The sequence below is a fragment of the Bradyrhizobium sp. SK17 genome (assembly GCF_002831585.1).
GTDB lineage: Bacteria > Pseudomonadota > Alphaproteobacteria > Rhizobiales > Xanthobacteraceae > Bradyrhizobium.
Genome location: NZ_CP025113.1, coordinates 4,796,000 through 4,814,405 on the forward strand (window position 1 = coordinate 4,796,000; position 18,406 = coordinate 4,814,405).

19 protein-coding genes are annotated in these 18,406 nt (G+C 65.1%); 11 read left to right on the plus strand and 8 right to left on the minus strand.

The window, feature by feature from the left end; translation table 11 throughout:
* Window positions 1-37: 37 nt before the first annotated feature.
* Entirely contained in the window at window positions 38-979 is a 942-nt protein-coding gene (locus CWS35_RS21930) for a LysR family transcriptional regulator (RefSeq protein ID WP_100953714.1), read from the minus strand.
* A gap of 94 nt (window positions 980-1,073) precedes the next feature.
* Between CWS35_RS21930 and CWS35_RS21935 the strand changes: the two genes are divergently transcribed.
* From CWS35_RS21935 to CWS35_RS21945, 3 genes are all read left to right on the plus strand, one after another.
* Window positions 1,074-2,294, plus strand: a complete 1,221-nt coding sequence (locus tag CWS35_RS21935; protein ID WP_100956594.1) for an MFS transporter — start codon at window positions 1,074-1,076, stop codon at window positions 2,292-2,294.
* Between the two features lie 63 nt (window positions 2,295-2,357).
* Window positions 2,358-2,708, plus strand: coding sequence for a Lin0512 family protein (locus CWS35_RS21940; RefSeq protein WP_024581409.1), 351 nt, complete (start codon window positions 2,358-2,360; stop codon window positions 2,706-2,708).
* A 67-nt stretch (window positions 2,709-2,775) separates the two neighbouring features.
* Window positions 2,776-4,518: a dihydroxy-acid dehydratase gene (locus CWS35_RS21945; protein WP_157817204.1), complete on the plus strand. Its 1,743-nt coding sequence runs from the start codon at window positions 2,776-2,778 to the stop codon at window positions 4,516-4,518.
* Between the two features lie 37 nt (window positions 4,519-4,555).
* Here the strand turns inward: CWS35_RS21945 and CWS35_RS21950 are convergent, their stop codons facing one another.
* Window positions 4,556-5,419, minus strand: a complete 864-nt coding sequence (locus CWS35_RS21950) for an SDR family oxidoreductase (protein WP_100953718.1) — start codon at window positions 5,417-5,419, stop codon at window positions 4,556-4,558.
* Window positions 5,420-5,499: 80 nt separating this feature from the next.
* Between CWS35_RS21950 and CWS35_RS21955 the strand changes: the two genes are divergently transcribed.
* Complete coding sequence (locus CWS35_RS21955; RefSeq protein ID WP_100953720.1) at window positions 5,500-6,204, plus strand: glutathione S-transferase family protein; 705 nt, start codon at window positions 5,500-5,502, stop codon at window positions 6,202-6,204.
* Here CWS35_RS21955 and CWS35_RS21960 read toward each other — a convergent pair.
* A complete protein-coding gene (locus CWS35_RS21960; RefSeq protein WP_100953722.1) occupies window positions 6,201-6,755 on the minus strand; it encodes a disulfide bond formation protein B in 555 nt (184 codons plus the stop codon). The two genes, CWS35_RS21955 and CWS35_RS21960, sit on opposite strands and share 4 nt — an antisense overlap.
* A gap of 7 nt (window positions 6,756-6,762) precedes the next feature.
* On the minus strand, window positions 6,763-6,921 hold the full coding sequence (locus CWS35_RS39560; RefSeq protein WP_168226363.1) for a DUF5993 family protein: 159 nt from the start codon (window positions 6,919-6,921) through the stop codon (window positions 6,763-6,765).
* 196 nt (window positions 6,922-7,117) lie between these two features.
* On the opposite strand from CWS35_RS39560, the gene CWS35_RS21965 reads away from it, so the two are divergent.
* Complete coding sequence (locus CWS35_RS21965) at window positions 7,118-8,446, plus strand: dicarboxylate/amino acid:cation symporter (protein WP_100953724.1); 1,329 nt, start codon at window positions 7,118-7,120, stop codon at window positions 8,444-8,446.
* 165 nt (window positions 8,447-8,611) lie between these two features.
* Here CWS35_RS21965 and CWS35_RS21970 read toward each other — a convergent pair whose 3' ends face one another.
* Complete coding sequence (locus CWS35_RS21970) at window positions 8,612-10,165, minus strand: winged helix-turn-helix domain-containing protein (RefSeq protein WP_100953726.1); 1,554 nt, start codon at window positions 10,163-10,165, stop codon at window positions 8,612-8,614.
* 164 nt (window positions 10,166-10,329) lie between these two features.
* On the opposite strand from CWS35_RS21970, the gene CWS35_RS21975 reads away from it, so the two are divergent.
* Together CWS35_RS21975 and CWS35_RS21980 are read left to right on the plus strand one after the other, a co-directional pair.
* Entirely contained in the window at window positions 10,330-11,382 is a 1,053-nt protein-coding gene (locus tag CWS35_RS21975; protein WP_100953728.1) for an alpha/beta fold hydrolase, read from the plus strand.
* A gap of 105 nt (window positions 11,383-11,487) precedes the next feature.
* Window positions 11,488-11,856, plus strand: a complete 369-nt coding sequence (locus CWS35_RS21980) for an ArsC family reductase (RefSeq protein WP_024581417.1) — start codon at window positions 11,488-11,490, stop codon at window positions 11,854-11,856.
* Here the strand turns inward: CWS35_RS21980 and CWS35_RS21985 are convergent.
* Window positions 11,853-13,352 carry a PLP-dependent aminotransferase family protein gene (locus CWS35_RS21985; RefSeq protein ID WP_245439078.1) on the minus strand — a complete coding sequence of 500 codons (1,500 nt, stop codon included), beginning with the start codon at window positions 13,350-13,352 and terminating at the stop codon, window positions 11,853-11,855. The two genes, CWS35_RS21980 and CWS35_RS21985, sit on opposite strands and share 4 nt — an antisense overlap.
* A gap of 57 nt (window positions 13,353-13,409) precedes the next feature.
* On the opposite strand from CWS35_RS21985, the gene CWS35_RS21990 reads away from it, so the two are divergent.
* The gene (locus tag CWS35_RS21990) at window positions 13,410-14,045 is read left to right on the plus strand and encodes a pyridoxamine 5'-phosphate oxidase family protein (protein WP_024581419.1); all 636 of its coding nucleotides are present in this window, start codon (window positions 13,410-13,412) and stop codon (window positions 14,043-14,045) included.
* 36 nt (window positions 14,046-14,081) lie between these two features.
* Here CWS35_RS21990 and CWS35_RS21995 read toward each other — a convergent pair whose 3' ends face one another.
* On the minus strand, window positions 14,082-14,699 hold the full coding sequence (locus tag CWS35_RS21995) for a hypothetical protein (RefSeq protein ID WP_100953732.1): 618 nt from the start codon (window positions 14,697-14,699) through the stop codon (window positions 14,082-14,084).
* Window positions 14,700-14,702: 3 nt separating this feature from the next.
* Complete coding sequence (locus tag CWS35_RS22000; RefSeq protein WP_043855539.1) at window positions 14,703-15,317, minus strand: PAS domain-containing protein; 615 nt, start codon at window positions 15,315-15,317, stop codon at window positions 14,703-14,705.
* A gap of 327 nt (window positions 15,318-15,644) precedes the next feature.
* Here CWS35_RS22000 and CWS35_RS22005 point away from each other — a divergent pair, with 327 nt between their 5' ends.
* Genes CWS35_RS22005 through CWS35_RS22015 form a run of 3 tightly spaced genes read left to right on the plus strand, consistent with a single transcriptional unit; the run spans window position 15,645 to window position 18,397 of the window.
* On the plus strand, window positions 15,645-16,400 hold the full coding sequence (locus tag CWS35_RS22005) for an ABC transporter ATP-binding protein (protein WP_024581422.1): 756 nt from the start codon (window positions 15,645-15,647) through the stop codon (window positions 16,398-16,400).
* Window positions 16,393-17,136 (plus strand): ABC transporter ATP-binding protein, encoded by a 744-nt coding sequence (locus tag CWS35_RS22010; protein WP_024581423.1) that lies wholly within the window; start codon window positions 16,393-16,395, stop codon window positions 17,134-17,136. The genes CWS35_RS22005 and CWS35_RS22010 overlap by 8 nt, the downstream gene beginning before the upstream one ends.
* Before the next feature lie 40 nt (window positions 17,137-17,176).
* A complete protein-coding gene (locus CWS35_RS22015) occupies window positions 17,177-18,397 on the plus strand; it encodes an ABC transporter substrate-binding protein (protein ID WP_100953734.1) in 1,221 nt (406 codons plus the stop codon).
* Window positions 18,398-18,406 lie beyond the last annotated feature (9 nt).

Here is an 18,406-nt window from a genome sequence, read left to right on the forward strand (position 1 = left end):
CGACCGCCAGGGGGAGACGGCGGTGCAGCGGCCTTCCTCAGCGTGTCCTTGCCGCCTTCGCCTTGGTTTCCAGCTTGCCGCCTTGCGCGGCGATCCGCGTCAGGGCATCGGCAAACGCGCGTGCGGCCGGGCCGAGCGGGTCGTCGAGCCGGCGGGCCAGATAGGCTTCCATCGCAACCGCGGCGTTTCGGCCGAGCGCGCCGGTCTCGACCCGCACCAGGCGGCGTTCCCTCAGGTCGCGCGCCACCTGCCAGAGCGGCAGGCGGCCCCAGCCGAGCCCGGCCAGGATCATGGCGTGCTTGGTGTCCTGATTGCTGACCCTGCAAATCTGCGGCGAGAGCACGCCGAAGCTGCGGCCCTCCGACAGCGACGTCGGATCCGACAGCACGATCTGCAAATGATCGGCAAGGTCGGCGACGGTCTTGCGGCCACGGCGCGCCAGCGGATGCCGCGCGGAGGTGACGGCGACCATCTGCACGGCGCAGATCGCATCGAGCGCGAGGCGGGGATCGCGGAAATCCTCGCCGACCGTCACGGCGAGCGCACTGCGCCGCTCGGTGAGGGCGGCGATCGGGCCGCCCATCGGTTCGACCGCGAGCCGCACGCTGACCGACGGATAAGCCACCCGCATCTCGGTCAGCGCTGCGCCGACCGCGGCGATCGGAAACAGCGTGTCGACGACGAGCGAGAGCTCCGACTCCACCCCGTCGCCGAGGCCATGGGCCCGTGCCCGCATCGCGTCGACCCGGAGCAGGAGGTCGCGCGCGTTGCCGAGCAGCGCCTTGCCTTCGGCCGTCAGCACCGGACGATGGCTGCTGCGGTCGAACAGCATGATGCCGAGCTCGGCCTCGAGGTTGGCGATGGCATGGCTGACCGCGGATTGCACCCGCGCCAGCCTGGTCGCGGCGGCGCGAAAGCTGCCGCTCTCGGCGATGGTGACGAAGACGCGGATCTGATCGAGCGTGAGGTTATCGAGCATGATCTATGAAATCGATCAAGGAGATGCAAAACATATCACTCCTGTCGATGGCCGCGAAACGCTATTTCTGCTGGCCTCGAGGCGAGGTGGACGCATGACGATCGAGACGGCCGTGGCGCGGCAGAGCGAGGCGAAGCGATGGGCGACGGTCGCGGTCGTGATGGGCTGCGGGATCGGCGCCGCCCTCCAGGTCGGCAAGGTGCCGATCGCCGCAGCGATGCTGCAACAGAGCCTCGGCATCGACCTCGCGGCGGTCGGAACGGTTGCCGGGATTTTCGCGGTGCTGGGGCTGTTCGGCAGTGTCCCCGCCGGCGTGGTGATCGCCGCGGTGGGCGCGCGCAGGGTGCTGCTGTGCGGCCTCGCGGCGATCGCGCTGGGCGCGGCGTCCGGCGCACTCGCGCCGCAGCTCGCGGTGCTGCTGGCGTCGCGCATGCTGGAGGGGCTCGGCTTCCTGCTGGTGATGGTCGCATGCCCGGCGCTGCTCGACCGCGTCGTCGGTAACGGTGCGCGCGACGTCACCATGGCGGTGTGGAGCTGTGTGATGCCGTTCGGGATCGCGCTGGCCCTGGTCGCAGGGCCGATCTTCGATGGCTGGCGCACGATCTGGTGGGCCAGCGCGCTGCTTGTCGCCGTGCTGTTCGTCCTCGCCATTATCATCGTGCCGGATGTTCCGTCGCGCACCGGCCCGAGGCGCGCCGGCTTGATGCAGCAGGCCGCCGCGCTGGCGCGGCGCCGTACGCCGGCGCTCTTGATGCTGCTGTTTGCGCTCTACAGCCTGATGTTCTTCGCCCTGTTCAGCTTCCTGCCGATCCTGCTGACCGCGCGCCTCGGCGTGTCCAGCCAGGGCGCCGGCGGGCTCAGCGCGCTGGCGGCCGCCGGCAACGTCCTCGGCAATCTCGCGGCCGGCAATTTGCTGGCGCGCGGCGTGAGCCGGCCTCTGCTGATCGCAGTGGCAGCCCTGGTGATGGGCGCATCCGCGCTCGGAATCTTCCTGCCCGTGCTCGGCGGCTGGGGTGCGTTCGTTCTGTGCCTGCTGTTCTCCGCGACCGGCGGGCTGATCCCGGCGACCTTGCTCGCGACCGCGCCGGCGGCAGCAGGCTCGGCGACGATGGTTCCGGTCATGATGGGACTGTTGATGACGGGCAGCAATTTCGGCCAGGTGACCGGGCCGATCGCGGTCGGTGCGGTGGTCTCGGCGTGGGGCTGGGGCGCGGCCAGCGTCATGGTGGTGGCCGCGGCGATGCTGGCCTGCCTGGCGGCGTGGCTGCTTGCGCGCAATCACGTCAGCGTCAGCCAGGCGAGGGGCGAGGCTTGACGCGGCGCGCGCCGGGGTCGAAGGAGTGAGGGTCTCTCACGCCAACGACAACAGGAAAGCTTCATGACACGCGTGCGCTGTATCACCGAAATGGGCATGGGCGTCGACGTCCATGGCCGTGACGCCACCAAGGCCGCCAAGCGCGCGGTCTCCGATGCGATCCGCCATTCCAGCCTCGGCTTCTTCCGCATGCTCGGCAAGACCGCCAACGACATGTTCGTCGACGTCACGATCGCCGTGCCCAATCCCGAAGACGTCGATATAGCGGCCGTTGCCAAGGAACTGCCCTATGGCACCAAGACGGTGAAGGCGATCGCAGGCGGGCTCGAAATTCCGTCCGATCTCGGCAACGACCCGATCCTGATCGCGAATGCCGCCGTCATCGTCAGCTTCGACGACGGCAAGAACGGCTGATCGGCTGGACGCGCGTATCGGGCTCGCCGGCAAGCCCGCAACAATCAATGAGAAGGTGGAAATCATCGTGACCCAGGACAGCACGATCAAAGACAGCGCGATCAAGGACAGCAGCGACTATTGGAAGCGAGCCCGCGTCGAGTTGCGTGCGGCCGGCTTCGAGCCCGACCGCGCCATCGCGACCAACGCCGTGGTCACGATTGCGAGCGCCTACACCAACGCGCATCGCTGCAACAACCGGGTGCGGACCATCACCGATCTCCTCGTCGAGCTGCTCGCCGAGCGCGGCGGGCAGGGGCTGATCGTCGGCGCGCCGGCGGTGTCGGATGCGCTGACCCAGGGATCGCCGACGGCTGGCTACAGTCTGGTGTCGCGGGACGTCGTCGCCGATTGCTTCGAGATCGGCCACTATGCGCATCACGGCGATGCGATGATCGTGATCTCCGGTTGCGACAAGACCGGTGCCGCGGCGCTGATGCCGCTGGCGCGCACCAATGCGTTCGGCCTCGTGCTCTATCCCGGCACCAGCTCGCCGGGGCGGGTGTCGTTCGGCGCCTGGGCTGCCAAGGGCGAGAACCTCACCATCATGGATTATGCCGAGGGCCGGGCCGCGCACGAGGCCGGCCGGATCTCGGCGGACGAGATGCTCGAGCTCGAGCGCAATGTGATGCCGGGCAGCGGCACCTGCGGCGCGATGTTCACCGCCAACACCATGAGCACGATCGCGGAGGCGATCGGCATGATGCTGCCGCGCGGCGCCTCGCATCCTGCCGATTACGGTGCCGGCAAGGACATTCATGCCGACGTGCGTGCCCAGGCCCGCGCCTCGGTCGATGCGCTGTACCGGCTGATCGAAGCAGGCATCCGTCCGCGCGACATCATGACCGAGCGCGCCTTCGAGAACGCGATCGCGACAGTCTATGCGATGGGCGGCTCGACCAACATGTACCTGCATCTGCTCGCGGTGGCGCGCGAGGCCCAGGTGCCGATCACGATCGAGCGCGTGCAGGCAGTCGGCGAGCGGATTCCGCTGCTCGCCAATTTGCAGCCGCATGGTCCGTTCGCGATGGGCAGCCTGCATGCGATCGGCGGCGTGCCTGTGGTGATGAAGGAGTTGCTGCGCAACGGTCTGCTGCATGGCGACGTCATGACGGTGACCGGCAAGACGCTGGCGGAAAATCTCGCCGCAGTGCCGGCGCTCGACGAGATGGCAGGTCAAGACATCGTCTCACCGGTGTCGAACCCGATCGCGCCGCCGAACCGGCATATCAGCGTGCTCAAGGGCAATATCGCCCCCGAGAGCTGCCTCTTGAAGCTATCGGGCAAGACGCTGGACAAGGGCACCTTCAGCGGCACCGCGCGGGTGTTCGACTCCGAGCCCGATACCATGGCGGCGATCCGTGCTGGCTCGATCAAGCCCGGCACCGTCATCGTGGTGCGCAATGTCGGCCCGGTCGGCGGGCCAGGCATGCCGGAAATGGTGATGCTGACGATCCAGTTGCAGGGCCGCGGCCTCGGTGAGGACGTTGCGCTGATCACCGACGGTCGCTTCTCCGGCGTCTCGCATGGCATCCTGATCGGGCACATCTCGCCGGAGGCGGCGCGTGGCGGCCCGATTGCGGCGGTGCGCGATGGTGACACCATCGTGATCGACCCGGTGGCACGGACCCTGAATGTGGAGCTGTCCGCCGATGAGATCGCGAACCGCATGGCCGCCTGGCGCGCGCCGCAGCAGGCCATACGGCCGGGGTCAGTGCACGACAAATACACAAGGCTGGTGTCGTCGGCCCATTACGGCTGCGTGCTCTGATAGACCGATGCGGGGATCGGCGAGGGCGGCAGGTACGTTATTCGCCGCCCTTGAAATAGTCCGGCTTGCCGGTCGTCCAGGTCTCGCCCCAATGCTGGCCGCCGCCGTCGACGGTCAGCGTCTCGCCGGTGACGAATTTGCCGGAAGGTGCCGCGAGGTAGCCGGCCGCTTCCGCGATGTCCCATGGCGTGCCCGGGCGCATCATCGGGTTGGAGCGCGGATAGGCGGCGCGCGCCGTCTCGCTGTAGACGTTCCAGCCCTCGGTCTCGATCGCGCCGGGCGCGATGCAGTTGATCCGGATGTTCAGCGGCGCCCATTCGACCGCGAGCGCGCGCGACAGCCCGATCACGCCGGCGCGCGCCGCGATGCTGTGGGCGATGCCGTAGAGCCCGTGCGTCGTGACCACGACGATATTGATGATGCTGCCGGGATGCTCGCGGTCGCGCCAGCGCTGCGCGGCGGCCTGCATCATGTACCAGGTGCCGTTCAGGTTGGTGTTGATGACCGCGTTCCAGCCCTTGATCGAGACATCGATCGCGGCCTGCGGGAACTGGCCGCCGGCGCTGTTGACGAGATGATCGATCCGGCCATGCGCGGCCCATAGCGTGTCGAACATCGCGTTGACCGCATCCGGGTCCTTGATATCAGCGACATACGCCGACGCCTTCAGGCCGCGATGTCCGAGACGCTCGACCAGCGCAGCGAGCTTGTCGGCATTGCGTCCCGCGACGACGACGTGGGCGCCGAGCCGGGCGAGCAGCCAGGCGATGGCGCGGCCGATACCGCCAGCGCCGCCCGACACGACGACCACCTGACCGGCAAGCGCATCCGTCGCGAACACGGTCGGATGTGTCGCGAGTTCGTCGTCGGAGAGGCCGAGCTTTGTCTGTTGATCATCCATGGCCGGTTCGAGACCTTGCGGCTTTCACTGAGCTCCGTACATTAGCCGTCGAACCGTAACCCTGCAAAAGAATGTCTGATATGACCGACCTGTCAGCCTTTCCGATCACAAAACGTTGGCCCGCCCAGCATCCGGACCGCTTGCAGCTCTATTCGCTGCCGACGCCGAACGGTGTGAAGGTCTCGATCATGCTCGAGGAGATCGGGCTGCCCTACGAGGTCCATCTGGTCGACTTCAACAAGGACGACCAGAAGACGGCGGAGTTCCTGTCGCTCAATCCGAACGGCAAGATCCCGGCAATCCTCGACCCCAACGGCCCTAGCGGCAAGCCGCTGCCGTTGTTCGAATCCGGCGCCATCCTGCAATATCTCGCCGAGAAGACCGGCAAGCTGTTGCCAGCGGACGCGGCGCGCCGCTACCAGGCCATCCAATGGGTGTATTTCCAGATGGGCGGCATCGGACCGATGTTCGGCCAGGTCGGGTTCTTCCACAAATTCGCCGGCAAGGACTATGAGGACAAGCGGCCGCTGCAGCGCTACGTCGCCGAGTCCAAACGCCTGCTCGGCGTGATGGAGACACACCTTGCCGGACGGCAATGGTTCATGGACGACGATTACAGCATTGCCGACATCTCAATGCTCGGCTGGGTGCGCAACCTGGTCGGCTTCTACGGCGCGCGCGAGCTTGTCGAGTTCGACCAGTTCACCCACGTCGCGGCCTGGCTGGAGCGCGGTCTCAAGCGGCCGGCCGTGGAGCGCGGGTTGAATATCCCCAAGCGGCCCTAGCTGGCTGACTTGAGCAACTCGTAGACGACGGGATTGTCGGCGCAGGCGCCAAGGCCGCATTCGAGCAGGGTGGAGAGCACATTCAGCGCCGTCAGCCCGATCACCAGCCAGACGGCGCCTTGCGCAAATTTGCCGGGCGAGGCGCCCGGCATGGCGCGGTGATCGAACTGGCGGTCGAACAGCAGCATGGCGGCAAGCAGAACGATCGCCGCGATGAATCCGATCAGCGCCCAGGTATAGTAGTGATAGCCGAGCAGCGCCGAACCGTAGCCGGCATCGCCGGGGAGAATGTGCAGCAGGACTTGCCGCGTGGACACGGTGGCACCCAGCACGGCCGTCAGCAGCGACAAGGCATAATGGCTCGGACGCGGCCCGAAACGGATGTTCAGGATCGGTCCGATCGCCAGCAGGGCAAACAGAGTGCGCTGCAACAGGCATAGCGGGCAGGGCAGTTCATGCAACAGCAGTTGCGCGGCAAAGGCGGCGGCCAGCAGCAGCGCGAGGCCATAAAGCGCGAGCGCATTGAGGGTGACGGCCTGCGTATCGTTCATCGCCGCCTCAGAATGACAGCGTCAGGCGGTCGGTGGCGTGGTGCAGCAAGGTCGCGGCGCAAGCGACCAGGATCACCGCGAACAGTCCAATCGCCAGGGGACGCGGGCCACGCCAGGCCACCAGCATGGCGATGGTGATGGCGAGAAACAGTGCGGTGAATTCCATCCTCAGCCTCCGGATGCGAGCCCGTCGCAATCTATGACAGATTCGTGAGCCGCCGCCCGCGAACGCGAGCCCGGCTGTTGGTCCGCTTGCCAAGCTTGCGATTGGGCCAGGATTGCGATTGGGCATTGTCGCGTGCGCGCTGGTCCGCCAAGATAGCACCCCCAGTTGAGTCAAATCCTAGCCTCCGGGACATCTCATGACCACAGACGCGATCAAGCCCGCCGTCCATCGCCAACATCAGCCCTGGTACAAGATCCTTTACGTCCAGGTGCTGATCGCAATCGTGCTGGGCGTCCTGATCGGGCATTTCTATCCCAATCTCGGCAAGGCGCTGAAGCCGCTCGGCGATGGCTTCATCGCGCTGATCAAGATGATGATCGCGCCGGTGATCTTCTGCACCGTGGTGCACGGCATCTCCTCGATGGGCGACCTCAAGCGTGTCGGCCGGGTCGGGTTGAAGACGCTGATCTATTTTGAGTTGGTGTCGACGGTCGCGCTCGCATTCGGCCTGATCGTGGGCGAACTGTTGCAGCCGGGCCGCGGCTTCAACATCGATCCGTCCACGATCGACCCGAAGTCGGTCTCGACCTACGTCACCCAGGCGAAAGCAGAGGGCATCGTTGCCCATCTGATGGCAATCATTCCGGACAGCTATCTCGGCGCGGTAGCGCGCGGCGATCTGTTGCAGGTGCTGCTGATCTCGATCCTCTCGGGCTTTGCCATCGCGCTGATGGGCAAGGTCGGCGAGCCGATTGCCGCGGCGATCGATCTGGCCGCCAAGATGTTCTTCGGGATCATCCGCATCATCGTTCGCGTCGCGCCGCTCGGGGCGTTCGGCGCGATGGCCTTCACGGTCGGCGCCTACGGCCTCGGTTCGCTCGCCAATTTGGCGGCATTGATCGCCACCTTCTATCTGACCAGCATCCTGTTCGTGCTGATCGTGCTCGGCGCGATCGCGCGACTGGCCGGCTTCTCGATCATCCGCTTCATCGCCTATATCAAGGACGAGCTCCTGATCGTGCTCGGAACCTCGTCGTCGGAAACGGTGCTGCCGCAGATGATCCAGAAGATGGAGCATCTCGGCGCCTCGCGCTCGGTGGTCGGCCTCGTCATCCCGACCGGCTACAGCTTCAATCTCGACGGCACCAACATCTACATGACGCTGGCGACGCTGTTCCTGGCGCAGGCCACCAACACGCATCTGACGATCTGGCAGGAGCTCGGCATTCTCGGCATCGCCATGATCACCTCAAAGGGCGCCTCAGGTGTCACCGGGGCCGGCTTCATCACGCTGGCGGCGACGCTGTCGATCGTGCCTGACATTCCGATCCAGTCGATCGCCATCCTGGTCGGTATCGACAAGTTCATGAGCGAGTGTCGCGCGCTGACCAATCTGGTCGGCAACGGCGTCGCCTGCGTGGTGATCAGCCTGTCCGAGGGCGAGCTCGACAAGGATGCGCTGCACGAAACCATGGCGCATCCGATCCAGCTCGGCGAAGCGCTGGAGCCGGGTGCGACGGGCTAGCAATATGACGTAATGGGGCCGTCGCCGAAATATCGAAAACAACCCCATGCAAAGCAGCCCGGCGGCGGCCAGTGTGCGATCGGGCAACTTGACACGTCGGGCAACTCAGCGGTATTTTCTAATATTCCGAAATCGCGCGAATGTCGTTCGTCCCCCGGGGCGGCATCAGTCCGGGACGCCGGCCGCCTTGAGGGTTTCACGATAGGTTGCGGACATCGATTGCACCGGGAACGGAATCCGCGATAGGAACCCGGAGATCGTAAACTCCGGATCGACCTTGAGCAGCTCGCGCGCGATCTGGGTCGCGCGCGCGGTCTCGCCGGTCTTCACCAGCGCCACGATCAGGACGCGCAGCGCCACCGCGAAGCGGCGGTTCTGCGCCAGCGCCTTGTCGGCCCAGGTCGCCGCTTCGGCAAAATGTCCGTCGAGCACCGCGCAGATCGCCAGCGCCGCGGAGGCGAACCAGCCGCGCGGGTCGCGCGGATTGAGCCGTTGCGCGCGCTCGATCATGGCGCGGCCGGCGTGCTGATCGCCGCGCATCGCCTCGATCCAGCCGCTGAGCACCAGCGCCATCGCCGAGTTCGGGTTGATCGCAAGCGAACGGCCGAACAATTCGCGCGCGGGCTCGATCTCGTCGGCCATGTTCCAGATCGCGAACGCCGCCATCCACAACACCTGCGGGTCGCTTGGTGTCAATTCGACCGCGCGCCAGGCCTGCGCCACTGCGCGTTCCCGATAGGCGTCGTCAGGCTTCAGCCAGCCCTGGACATGGCGCATCGCGTGGCAATAGGCCGATGCCGCCAGCGCCGGCGCGTAGGCGGGATCGAGCGCCAGTGCCCGGTCGAGGCAATCGAGCGCGGCCGCCATGCTCTCGGGCGTGAACTCGTAGCGTAGGCTGTACGCACGCAGCAGCCAGTCATAGGCGTCGAGCTTGTCCGGTGGCGCGGCCCGTACCCGCTCGGCTTCCGCGATGAGCAAGGTCGGCTCGATGGCGCCGACCACGTTCTCGGTGATGCGGTCCTGCAAATCGAACACATCGTCGGCCGCGCCGTCGAACCGGTCCGCCCAGAGATGCGCACCAGAGCTGGCGTCGATCAACTGTCCGGTGATGCGTAAGCGGTCGCCGCCGCGGCGGACGCTGCCCTCGAGCACATAGCCGACGCCGAGGTCACGCCCGACCTGGCGGATATCGACGGCCTTGCCCTTGTAGGTGAAGGCGGAGTTGCGCGCGATCACGGTGAGGCGGCTGCAACGCGCCAGCGCGGTGGTGATGTCTTCGGCGATGCCGTCGGCGAAATAATCCTGCTCGGGGTCGCCGCTCATATTGGTGAAGGGCAGCACCGCGATCGACGGACCCTCGCTCGGCCGCGATGGACTGGTGTCGTCCACAAGCGGACGCTCGGGCACCGTGGCTTCCCTGACATCGCCGACGAAGCGAAGGCCCTTGCGGGGCAGGGTGCGGATCAGCCTCTGCTGCTCGCCATTGTCGCCAATTGCGGTCCGCGCGGCGTTGACCCGGCTGCTCAGCGTCGCCTCCGAGACGATCCTGCCGTGCCAGACGGCAGCGAGCACCTCGTCGCGGCTGACCACGCGGTCGCGGGCACGGATCAGGAATTCGAGAAGGTCGAAGACCTGCGGCTCGACGGCGACCAGCACATCGCCACGCCGCAGCTCCCGGCGCTCAGAGTCGAGGGTCAAGTCGTTGAAATGGTAAGTCAAACCGAAGAGTCCGGCGGCCGGTGGCTGAATCCGCGGCGGAACCTAGCACAGGCGGCGCGGAGCCAAAATCACGACGGTCTGAAGGACAAATCCACGTCCCCTGAAAGCGGACGGGGGCGGGCTCTGCAATATTGGACCCCGACACCAGACTTCAGGAGATCGCCATGTCGCAGTCCTTCAGCCAGCACCGCCGCCGCTTCCTTGGCATCGCCGGGGGCATCTTCGCTGCCTCCGGGTTCGGCTTGATCGGATCGGCCAGCGCGCAGTCCAAGGAGCAGTCCAAGGCGGCAGCGCCCGCGGTCAAGGTCGGCGCTCACACAACGATCGGACCGGTGAAGCAGATCAACGCCGGCGTGCTCGACACCGGCTATGTCGAGATGGGGCCGGCCACCGGTCCCGCCGTCATCCTGCTGCACGGCTGGCCTTACGATATCCACAGCTATGCCGACGTTGCGCCGGCGCTGGCGGAGGCCGGTTATCGCGTGATCGTGCCGCATCTGCGCGGCTACGGCAGCACGCGCTTCCTTTCCAACGATACGATGCGCAGCGGCCAGCCGGTCGCGGTCTCGGCCGACATCATTGCGCTGATGGATGCGCTGAAGATCGAGAAGGCCGTGCTCGGCGGCTATGATTGGGGTGCGCGTACTGCCAACATCATGGCGGCACTTTGGCCCGAGCGCTGCAAGGCGATGGTGTCGGTCAGCGGCTATCTGATCGGCAGCCAGGCGGCCGGCAAGGTGCCGCTGCCGCCGAAGGCTGAGCTGCAATGGTGGTACCAGTTCTATTTCGCGACCGAGCGCGGCCGCGAGGGCTACGCCAAGAACCGGCACGACTTCAACAAGCTGATCTGGCAAATTGCTTCGCCGCAGTGGAAGTTCGACGATGCCACCTACGACCGCAGCGCTGCTGCCTTCGAGAACCCCGACCATGTCGATATCGTGATCCACAATTACCGCTGGCGGCTCGGCATCGCCGAGGGCGAGGCGAAGTACGACGCTTTCGAGAAGACGCTGGCCCAGGCGCCTGTGATCGCGATCCCGACCATCACGATGGAAGGCGATGCCAACGGCGCGCCGCATCCGGACCCCGCGGCCTATGCCAGAAAGTTCTCCGGGCACTACGAGCATCGCCAGTTGACCGGCGGCATCGGCCACAATCTGCCGCAGGAAGCGCCGCAGGCCTTCGTCCAGGCCATCAACGACGTCAGCAAGGCCTGAGGCGGACGCCGGCAACGCCGATGTGGAGATCGGCGTATCCTGATCTGGTGCTGCGCGTGCTGCGGGGCTAGTTTCCCCCGCAGCAATCGCATGTGGGGAACGGCTTTGACCATCACCATCTACGGCATCAAGAACTGCGACACCATGAAGAAGGCGCGCGCCTGGCTCGACGATCACGGCGTCGCCTACGACTTCCACGACTACAAGACGGCCGGCATCGCCAAGGACAAGCTCAAGCAGTGGAGCGAGGAGGTGGGCTGGGAGACGTTGCTCAACCGCGCCGGCACCACCTTCAAGAAGCTGCCCGATGCCGACAAGGAAGGCCTGAACGAGCGCAAGGCGCTGGCGCTGATGGCCGAGCAGCCCTCGATGATCAAGCGTCCGGTGCTCGACCTCGGGCCGAAGCGCGTCGTCGGCTTCAAGCCGGATAGCTACACCAAGGAAGTGCCGGCGAAAGCGCGCAAGAAGGGCTAGGACGTGCGCGGCGTTTTCCCGCGGCCGAAAGCCCGGGCCAGCCGCGCCACGGCCGAGGGGATCACGTGGCAGGGATATCCGCTGAAGCCGAGCATCAGCGCGGATCGTGGCGTCGCGGCGACATAGGCAGTGCTCAATGCACGGACGATCACGTCGTGATTACGTGCGGCGCGTGCGATGCCCACGTCCGAATGGCCGGCGCGCAGATGTGCGACGAGATGCATTCCCTGATCCGGGGGATCGACAGTGATCTCCTCGCCCAGACGGCGTCGCAGTGAATCGACAAGCACGTCGCGCTGGTCCTTGTACTGCCGGCGCATCCTGCGGATATGCGACGCGAAATGTCCTTGCTCGATGAAGTCCGTGACCACCGCCTGAGCCAGGCTCGAAGGCTGCCGGTCGACGAGATACCGTGCGGTCGTGAACGCCTTCAGCAACGCAGGTGGCACGACGGCGTAACCGAGCCGCAGGCCGGGGAACAACGCCTTGTTCAGCGTGCCGATGTAGATCACGCGCTCGCTCTCATCGAGGCCCTGGAGCGACGCCAGCGCCCGCCCGGCATAGCGGAACTCGCTTGCATAGTCGTCCTCGACGATCCAGGCGCCGGTGTCGCGGGCCCAATTGAGAAGCTCGAGACGTCGCGCCATCGCCAGCACGACGCCAGTCGGGAATTGATGGGAAGGGGTCACGAAGACGGCGCGGGCCTTGGGCGCGGTTCTGATGCCCGCGGCGACGTCGATGCCCTGGGCATCGACCGGAACAGGGTGGGCCGTCGCCCCGGCGGCGATCAGCGCCTGTCGCGTCAATGAATAGCCGGGGTCTTCGATCCACGCCTGCATATCCGGTTGGCGCAGGACCCGGATCACAAGATCGATCGCATGCTGCGTTCCGGAGGTCACCACGATCTGCTCCGGATCGCAGCGAACGGCGCGCGCGGCGCGCAAGTAATCGCAGACTGCCTTGCGCAGCTCGGGCAGGCCCCGCGGATCGGAATAGCCGAAGTGATCGGGGCCGAGCGAACGAAATACCTGTGCGCTTGTCCTTCGCCACAGCTCCGTGGTCCTGCCATCGACGAGTGTGCGGCCGAGGTTGAAGGGGCGGTCGTCGCTCTGCACGGTGACGTCGACGAAGTCGCTGAACACAGGCGTCTGGGCTGTAGCCGATCGAGCCCGCGCTGCGGACCGCCTGGCGTGCGCAGGGCTCCGCCCTTCGACCGGCTCCGGAAGGTCGATCGACACATAACTGCCGGACCCGATCTTGCCGGTGGCGTATCCTTCCGCCAGCAGCTGCTCATAGGCTGCGACCACGGCGGATCGCGAGACCGAGAGTTGCGATGCAAGCTCACGCGTCGACGGCAGCTTGGCGCCGGGCCTCAAGCTCTGCGAAAGAATCGCCGATCGGATCTGCAGATAGAGCTGTCGGAACAACGGCGCCTCACCGCGACGGTTCAGCTGCCACGCATATAGACTTCCCCAGCTCCGACGCCGCTCCTTCACGCCGTTGCTCCTCGTTCGCAAGTGTTGCTCACCGGCAGATCGCGTTTTGAAAATGGTATGTCGTATTCGTATGAAGTGGACCTTTTGACCGGACCATTCGAGGTTATGCTCAATCCGTGGGACGAGTTCAAGGGACAGCAAATGAGCGCACCGATCTCGCTGCGACGCGCCGACAGGGCGGCCACGACAGAACAGGTGTTACGGGTGCTTGAGCGCGGATTTGCCGGCCGGCTCGCGACTGTGGGAGAGGATGGCTACCCGTACTGTTTGCCCATGTTGTATATCTGGTCGGACAATCGGGTGCTGCTCCACGGGACCAGCGCGCGCGGTCACCTTCGAACCAATATCGAACGCGAACCGCGGGTGTGCTTTGAGGTCGACGAGCCGGGTGACGTGTTTGACTATGGCCGCTTCGAGTGCGACTCGGGTCTGGCCTATCGGAGCGTCATTGTGTTCGGCACGGTTCGCATCATGCAGGACCGTGTGTTCAAGCAGCACTTCTGCGAGTTGCTGATGATCAAGTACGGCAAACCAGGCTCGGTGCGGCCCAAGAACTTCTTCCCGCGGCTCGATCTGATTACCGTCTATGCCCTGACGGTCGAACGGATGACAGGCAAGGGCCAGGTTCTTCCCGATCTCTCCGAACAGTGGCCGGCGCAGGACCGGACCAAGACGCCCCACGCGCAACCATAGCGCCGGAGCTGGTTTCGGCGGATTTGCGACGGGGAGCTAGATCAGTTCGACCGAATCCTGGCTTGCCGCATGATCCGCCGGCACGAACCTGCGGTCGATCACGGCGCGGACCGTGACGACCGGGACCGCCTTCGCCTTCACGCCCATCAGATTGTGCAGCCGGAAGCCGCCCTCGATGCTGATCGCCTTGTAGGAGCCGATGATGTGCTCGACGGTATCGCCGCGTCCGAACGGCAACAGCAGCCGTTCATAGGAGACGTCCTTGCCGTCGGCGTCCGCGACCGTCGCGACCGTATAGGTCGGACGCTTGCGCGCCAGGCAGGTGCGATAAGACAGGATGAGACCTGCATAGCGCTCCGCCCCGATCGCATCGTCCAGATAGCGGTTGGTGCGCTGCCGCGGATCGACATGCTCGTTGCCGTAAGCCGTCGTCAGCCGCGCGCCTTCCTGCGTGATGATGAAGCGGGCGGCGTCGCCGCTACCCTCGACGTCGAAGCCCATCATGTCGGCGCGCTCGTCGGCGCTGCCGTCGCTGTGGAAGTCGCCCGGCATGGGAAGCGTGTCCGGCTTGCGCACGGCGCGCAGCCAGGCGTTCAGCAGCACCCGCTGCGTGATCGATTTGACCACCGATGGATCGGCACTTCTGAAATGCATCGGTCAGCCGAATTCAAGCACATCCCCGAGCGGGATGCGGCCGGGGGCTCGGTGGAACAGGTCGCGATCGATGATGGCGCACAGCTTGAAGTTCGGCGGCACGTCGTTGCCGCGCATCAGATTGCGGATTTCGAAACTGCCGTTCTCGCTGATCGTCTTCAGCGAGGCGATCAGGTGCGTGACGGGGCCGCCGTCGGAGAACGGCAGCAGCAGCCGTTCATAGGCCACGACATGACCGTAGATGTCGTCGATATCAGCGATGGTGTAGGCGGGGAGGCGCCGGGCGACGCATTCGTGATAGACCGGCATCACGACCGGCGCGAGCCGCGCGCCGAGATAGTCGTCGAGCAGGCGGCCCTTGCCGCTGTGCCCGTAGGCGGTGGCCATCCGCGTGCCGTCGCTCTCGATCGTCAGCCGCGGCGGCTGCGCGGTTGCGTCGACCGTGAAGAACACCGTGTCCGGCAAATCTTCCTCGATCCGCGCGGGACGAAACTCATCGATCCGCGGGATGGTCTGGGTCCGGGCATAAAGCCGCAGCCACGTGTTCAGGAAATCACGTTGCCGGATCGACTTGACGACCGTGGAATTGGTGCTCTCGAAATGCAAGGCACTCGCCATTGGTACTGCAATGGCCAGAGTTTCGGTGACAGGCGGAAATATTTGATGAAAGCGGATGTCCGGAGGAAAACACCGTTAACGGCCGCTTTCCCCGGCGCAAAGCCCGTCCAAATACCATTCGACTAAGGATCAACCGGAACCGGTGGTGACGATATCGCACTGCACAGCTTTCCACCTTGCGTAACCGCCACAGATGACGGCATATTCCGGCCCGGAGGCGACGGGCCCGGGACGGTTTCCAAGACGGATCGGACGACCTGTCGGACATGAAAAAATCTGGCCACGCGGGCGACGGGCTTCGCGGCGATGGCGTATGGGGGAATCTATTTGGCCGATGAGTTCATTCTCGAAACCAGCGGATTGACCAAGGAATTCGCCGGTTTCTTTGCCGTTCGCGACGTCGCGCTGAAGGTGCGTCGCGGCAGTATCCATGCGTTGATCGGGCCAAATGGCGCCGGCAAGACGACCTGTTTCAATCTGCTGACCAAATTCCTGAAGCCGACGGGCGGCCAGATTCGCTACAAAGGCCAGGACATCACCGCGATGCCGCCGGCCGACGTGGCGCGGCTCGGCCTGGTCCGTTCGTTTCAGATCTCGGCGGTGTTTCCGCATCTGACCGCGCTGGAAAACGTCCGCGTCGCGCTGCAGCGGCAGCACGGTTCGTCATTCGATTTCTGGCGTTCCAAGACCGTGCTCGACCGCTTCAATCCGCGCGCCCACGAACTCCTGAACGACGTCGGTTTGAGCGAGTTCGCCAATACGCCGGCGGTCGAGATGCCGTACGGCCGCAAACGCGCACTTGAAATTGCAACGACGCTGGCGCTCGACCCCGAGATGATGCTGCTCGATGAGCCGATGGCCGGCATGGGCCACGAGGACATCGACAAGATCGCGGCGCTGATCAAGCGGATTTCGGCCAAATACACCATCCTGATGGTCGAACATAACCTCTCGGTGGTGGCCAATCTCTCCGACATCATCACGGTGCTGACGCGCGGGCAGGTGCTGGCGGAGGGCAATTACGCCGACCTCTCCAAGGACGAGCGCGTCAAGGAAGCCTATCTGGGAGCGGGTCATGGCTGAGGCAAAACTGGCGGAGAAGCCCGTGGCCGCGGCCGGAGCCGAGGTGCTCACGGTCAAGGATCTACAGGCCTGGTACGGCGAATCCCACATCCTGCACGGCATCAATTTCAACGTCAGGGCAGGCGAGGTGGTGACGCTGCTCGGCCGCAACGGCGCCGGCAAGACCACCACGCTGAAGTCGATCATGGGCGTGATCGGCAAGCGCTCCGGATCGATCCGCTTCGACGACAAGGAGATCATCCGCGCCACCTCCGACAAGATCGCGCGGATGGGGATCGCGTTCTGTCCCGAAGAGCGCGGCATCTTCTCGAGTCTCGATGTGCGCGAGAATCTGATGCTGCCGCCGGTGGTGCGCCCGGGCGGCTTGCCGCTCGACCAGATCTTCACGCTGTTTCCGAACCTCAAGGAGCGTCTCAACAGCCAGGGCACCAAGCTCTCGGGCGGCGAACAGCAGATGCTGGCGATTGCGCGCATCCTGCGCACGGGGGCGCGCTTCCTGATGCTGGACGAGCCGACCGAAGGGTTGGCGCCGGTCATCATTCAGCAGATCGGGCACACCATTGCGCGCCTGAAGTCGCAGGGCTTTACCATCCTGTTGGTCGAACAGAATTTTCGTTTCGCATCGACGGTTGCCGACCGTTACTACATCGTCGAGCACGGCAAGGTGATCGACGGCTTCTCCAATACCGAACTGTCGGCCAATATGGACAAGCTTCATACCTATCTCGGCGTCTGAGATCGCCAGAGTCAGAAAATTTAGGACGAGGAAATACCAGATGAAGAACAGGATCTCCGCGCTTCTGCTTGGCACCGCGATGGCGCTCAGCATCGCCAGCATTGCCTCCGCCGACGACAAGGTCGTCAAGATCGGCGTCTTGTCGGATCAGTCCGGCCTCTACGCGGACCTCGGTGGTCCCGGCTCGACGCTGGCGGCGCAGATGGCGATCGAGGATAGTCGCCTCAAGGCCAAGGGCTGGACCATCGACCTGATCTCCGGCGATCACCAGAACAAGCCCGATATCGGCACCACGATTGCCCGCCAGTGGTTCGACGTCGACAAGGTCGATACCATCGTCGACGTGCCGAATTCCGGCGTCGCGCTTGCGGTCAACAACGTCGTGAAGGAGAAGAACGGCGTCTACATCAATTCGGGCGCCGCGACCTCGGACCTCACCAATGCACAGTGCACGCCGAACACGGTGCACTGGACCTACGACACCTACATGCTGGCGCACTCGACCGGGCAGGCGCTGGTGAAGGCCGGCGGCGACACCTGGTTCTTCCTGACCGCGGACTACGCGTTCGGCGCCGCGCTGGAGCGCGACACCACGGCTGTCATCACCGCCAATGGCGGCAAGGTGCTGGGCAGCGTCAAGCATCCGCTCAACACCGCAGACTTCTCGTCTTTCCTGCTCCAGGCGCAGGCCTCCAAGGCCAAGATCATCGGTCTTGCCAATGCCGGCGGCGACACCACCAACTCGATCAAGCAGGCGGCCGAGTTCGGCATCGTCAAGGGCGGCCAGAAGCTCGCGGCGCTGCTGCTGTTCTTGACCGACGTCAAGGCGATCGGCCTCGAGACCGCGCAGGGCCTCAACTTCACCGAGACGTTCTACTGGGACCTCAACGACAAGACCCGCGCCTTCTCCAAGCGCTTCTCGGAGCGGATGAAGAACGGTGCGATGCCGACCATGGTGCAAGCCGGCGTCTATGCGGGCCTGCTGCATTACTTCAAGGCGCTGGAAGCGCTCGGCGGCAACCCGCACGACGGCGCCAAGGTGGTCGCCAAGATGAAGACCATCCCGACCGACGATCCGCTGTTCGGCAAGGGCGAGGTCGAGGCCAATGGCCGCGTCACCCACGACGCCTATCTGTTCGAAGTGAAGAAGCCCTCGGAGTCCAAGGGTCCCTGGGACTTCTACAAGCTGGTCGGCACCGTGCCGGGCAACCAGGCCTTCACGCCGCTCGACAAGAGCACCTGCGCGCTCCTGAAGAAGTGACGATCATGC

Excerpts from the sequence above, each read along its gene's own strand:
- CWS35_RS21930 (WP_100953714.1), bottom strand. The coding sequence starts at position 979 with ATGCTCGATAACCTCACGCTCGATCAGATCCGCGTCTTCGTCACCATC.
- CWS35_RS21950 (WP_100953718.1), bottom strand. The coding sequence starts at position 5,419 with ATGGATGATCAACAGACAAAGCTCGGCCTCTCCGACGACGAACTCGCG.
- CWS35_RS21955 (WP_100953720.1), top strand. The coding sequence starts at position 5,500 with ATGACCGACCTGTCAGCCTTTCCGATCACAAAACGTTGGCCCGCCCAG.
- CWS35_RS21975 (WP_100953728.1), top strand. The coding sequence starts at position 10,330 with ATGTCGCAGTCCTTCAGCCAGCACCGCCGCCGCTTCCTTGGCATCGCC.
- CWS35_RS39560 (WP_168226363.1), bottom strand. The coding sequence starts at position 6,921 with ATGGAATTCACCGCACTGTTTCTCGCCATCACCATCGCCATGCTGGTG.
- CWS35_RS21940 (WP_024581409.1), top strand. The coding sequence starts at position 2,358 with ATGACACGCGTGCGCTGTATCACCGAAATGGGCATGGGCGTCGACGTC.
- CWS35_RS21960 (WP_100953722.1), bottom strand. The coding sequence starts at position 6,755 with ATGAACGATACGCAGGCCGTCACCCTCAATGCGCTCGCGCTTTATGGC.
- CWS35_RS21990 (WP_024581419.1), top strand. The coding sequence starts at position 13,410 with ATGTCGTATTCGTATGAAGTGGACCTTTTGACCGGACCATTCGAGGTT.
- CWS35_RS22000 (WP_043855539.1), bottom strand. The coding sequence starts at position 15,317 with ATGGCGAGTGCCTTGCATTTCGAGAGCACCAATTCCACGGTCGTCAAG.
- CWS35_RS21995 (WP_100953732.1), bottom strand. The coding sequence starts at position 14,699 with ATGCATTTCAGAAGTGCCGATCCATCGGTGGTCAAATCGATCACGCAG.
- CWS35_RS22015 (WP_100953734.1), top strand. The coding sequence starts at position 17,177 with ATGAAGAACAGGATCTCCGCGCTTCTGCTTGGCACCGCGATGGCGCTC.
- CWS35_RS21965 (WP_100953724.1), top strand. The coding sequence starts at position 7,118 with ATGACCACAGACGCGATCAAGCCCGCCGTCCATCGCCAACATCAGCCC.
- CWS35_RS21935 (WP_100956594.1), top strand. The coding sequence starts at position 1,074 with ATGACGATCGAGACGGCCGTGGCGCGGCAGAGCGAGGCGAAGCGATGG.
- CWS35_RS22010 (WP_024581423.1), top strand. The coding sequence starts at position 16,393 with ATGGCTGAGGCAAAACTGGCGGAGAAGCCCGTGGCCGCGGCCGGAGCC.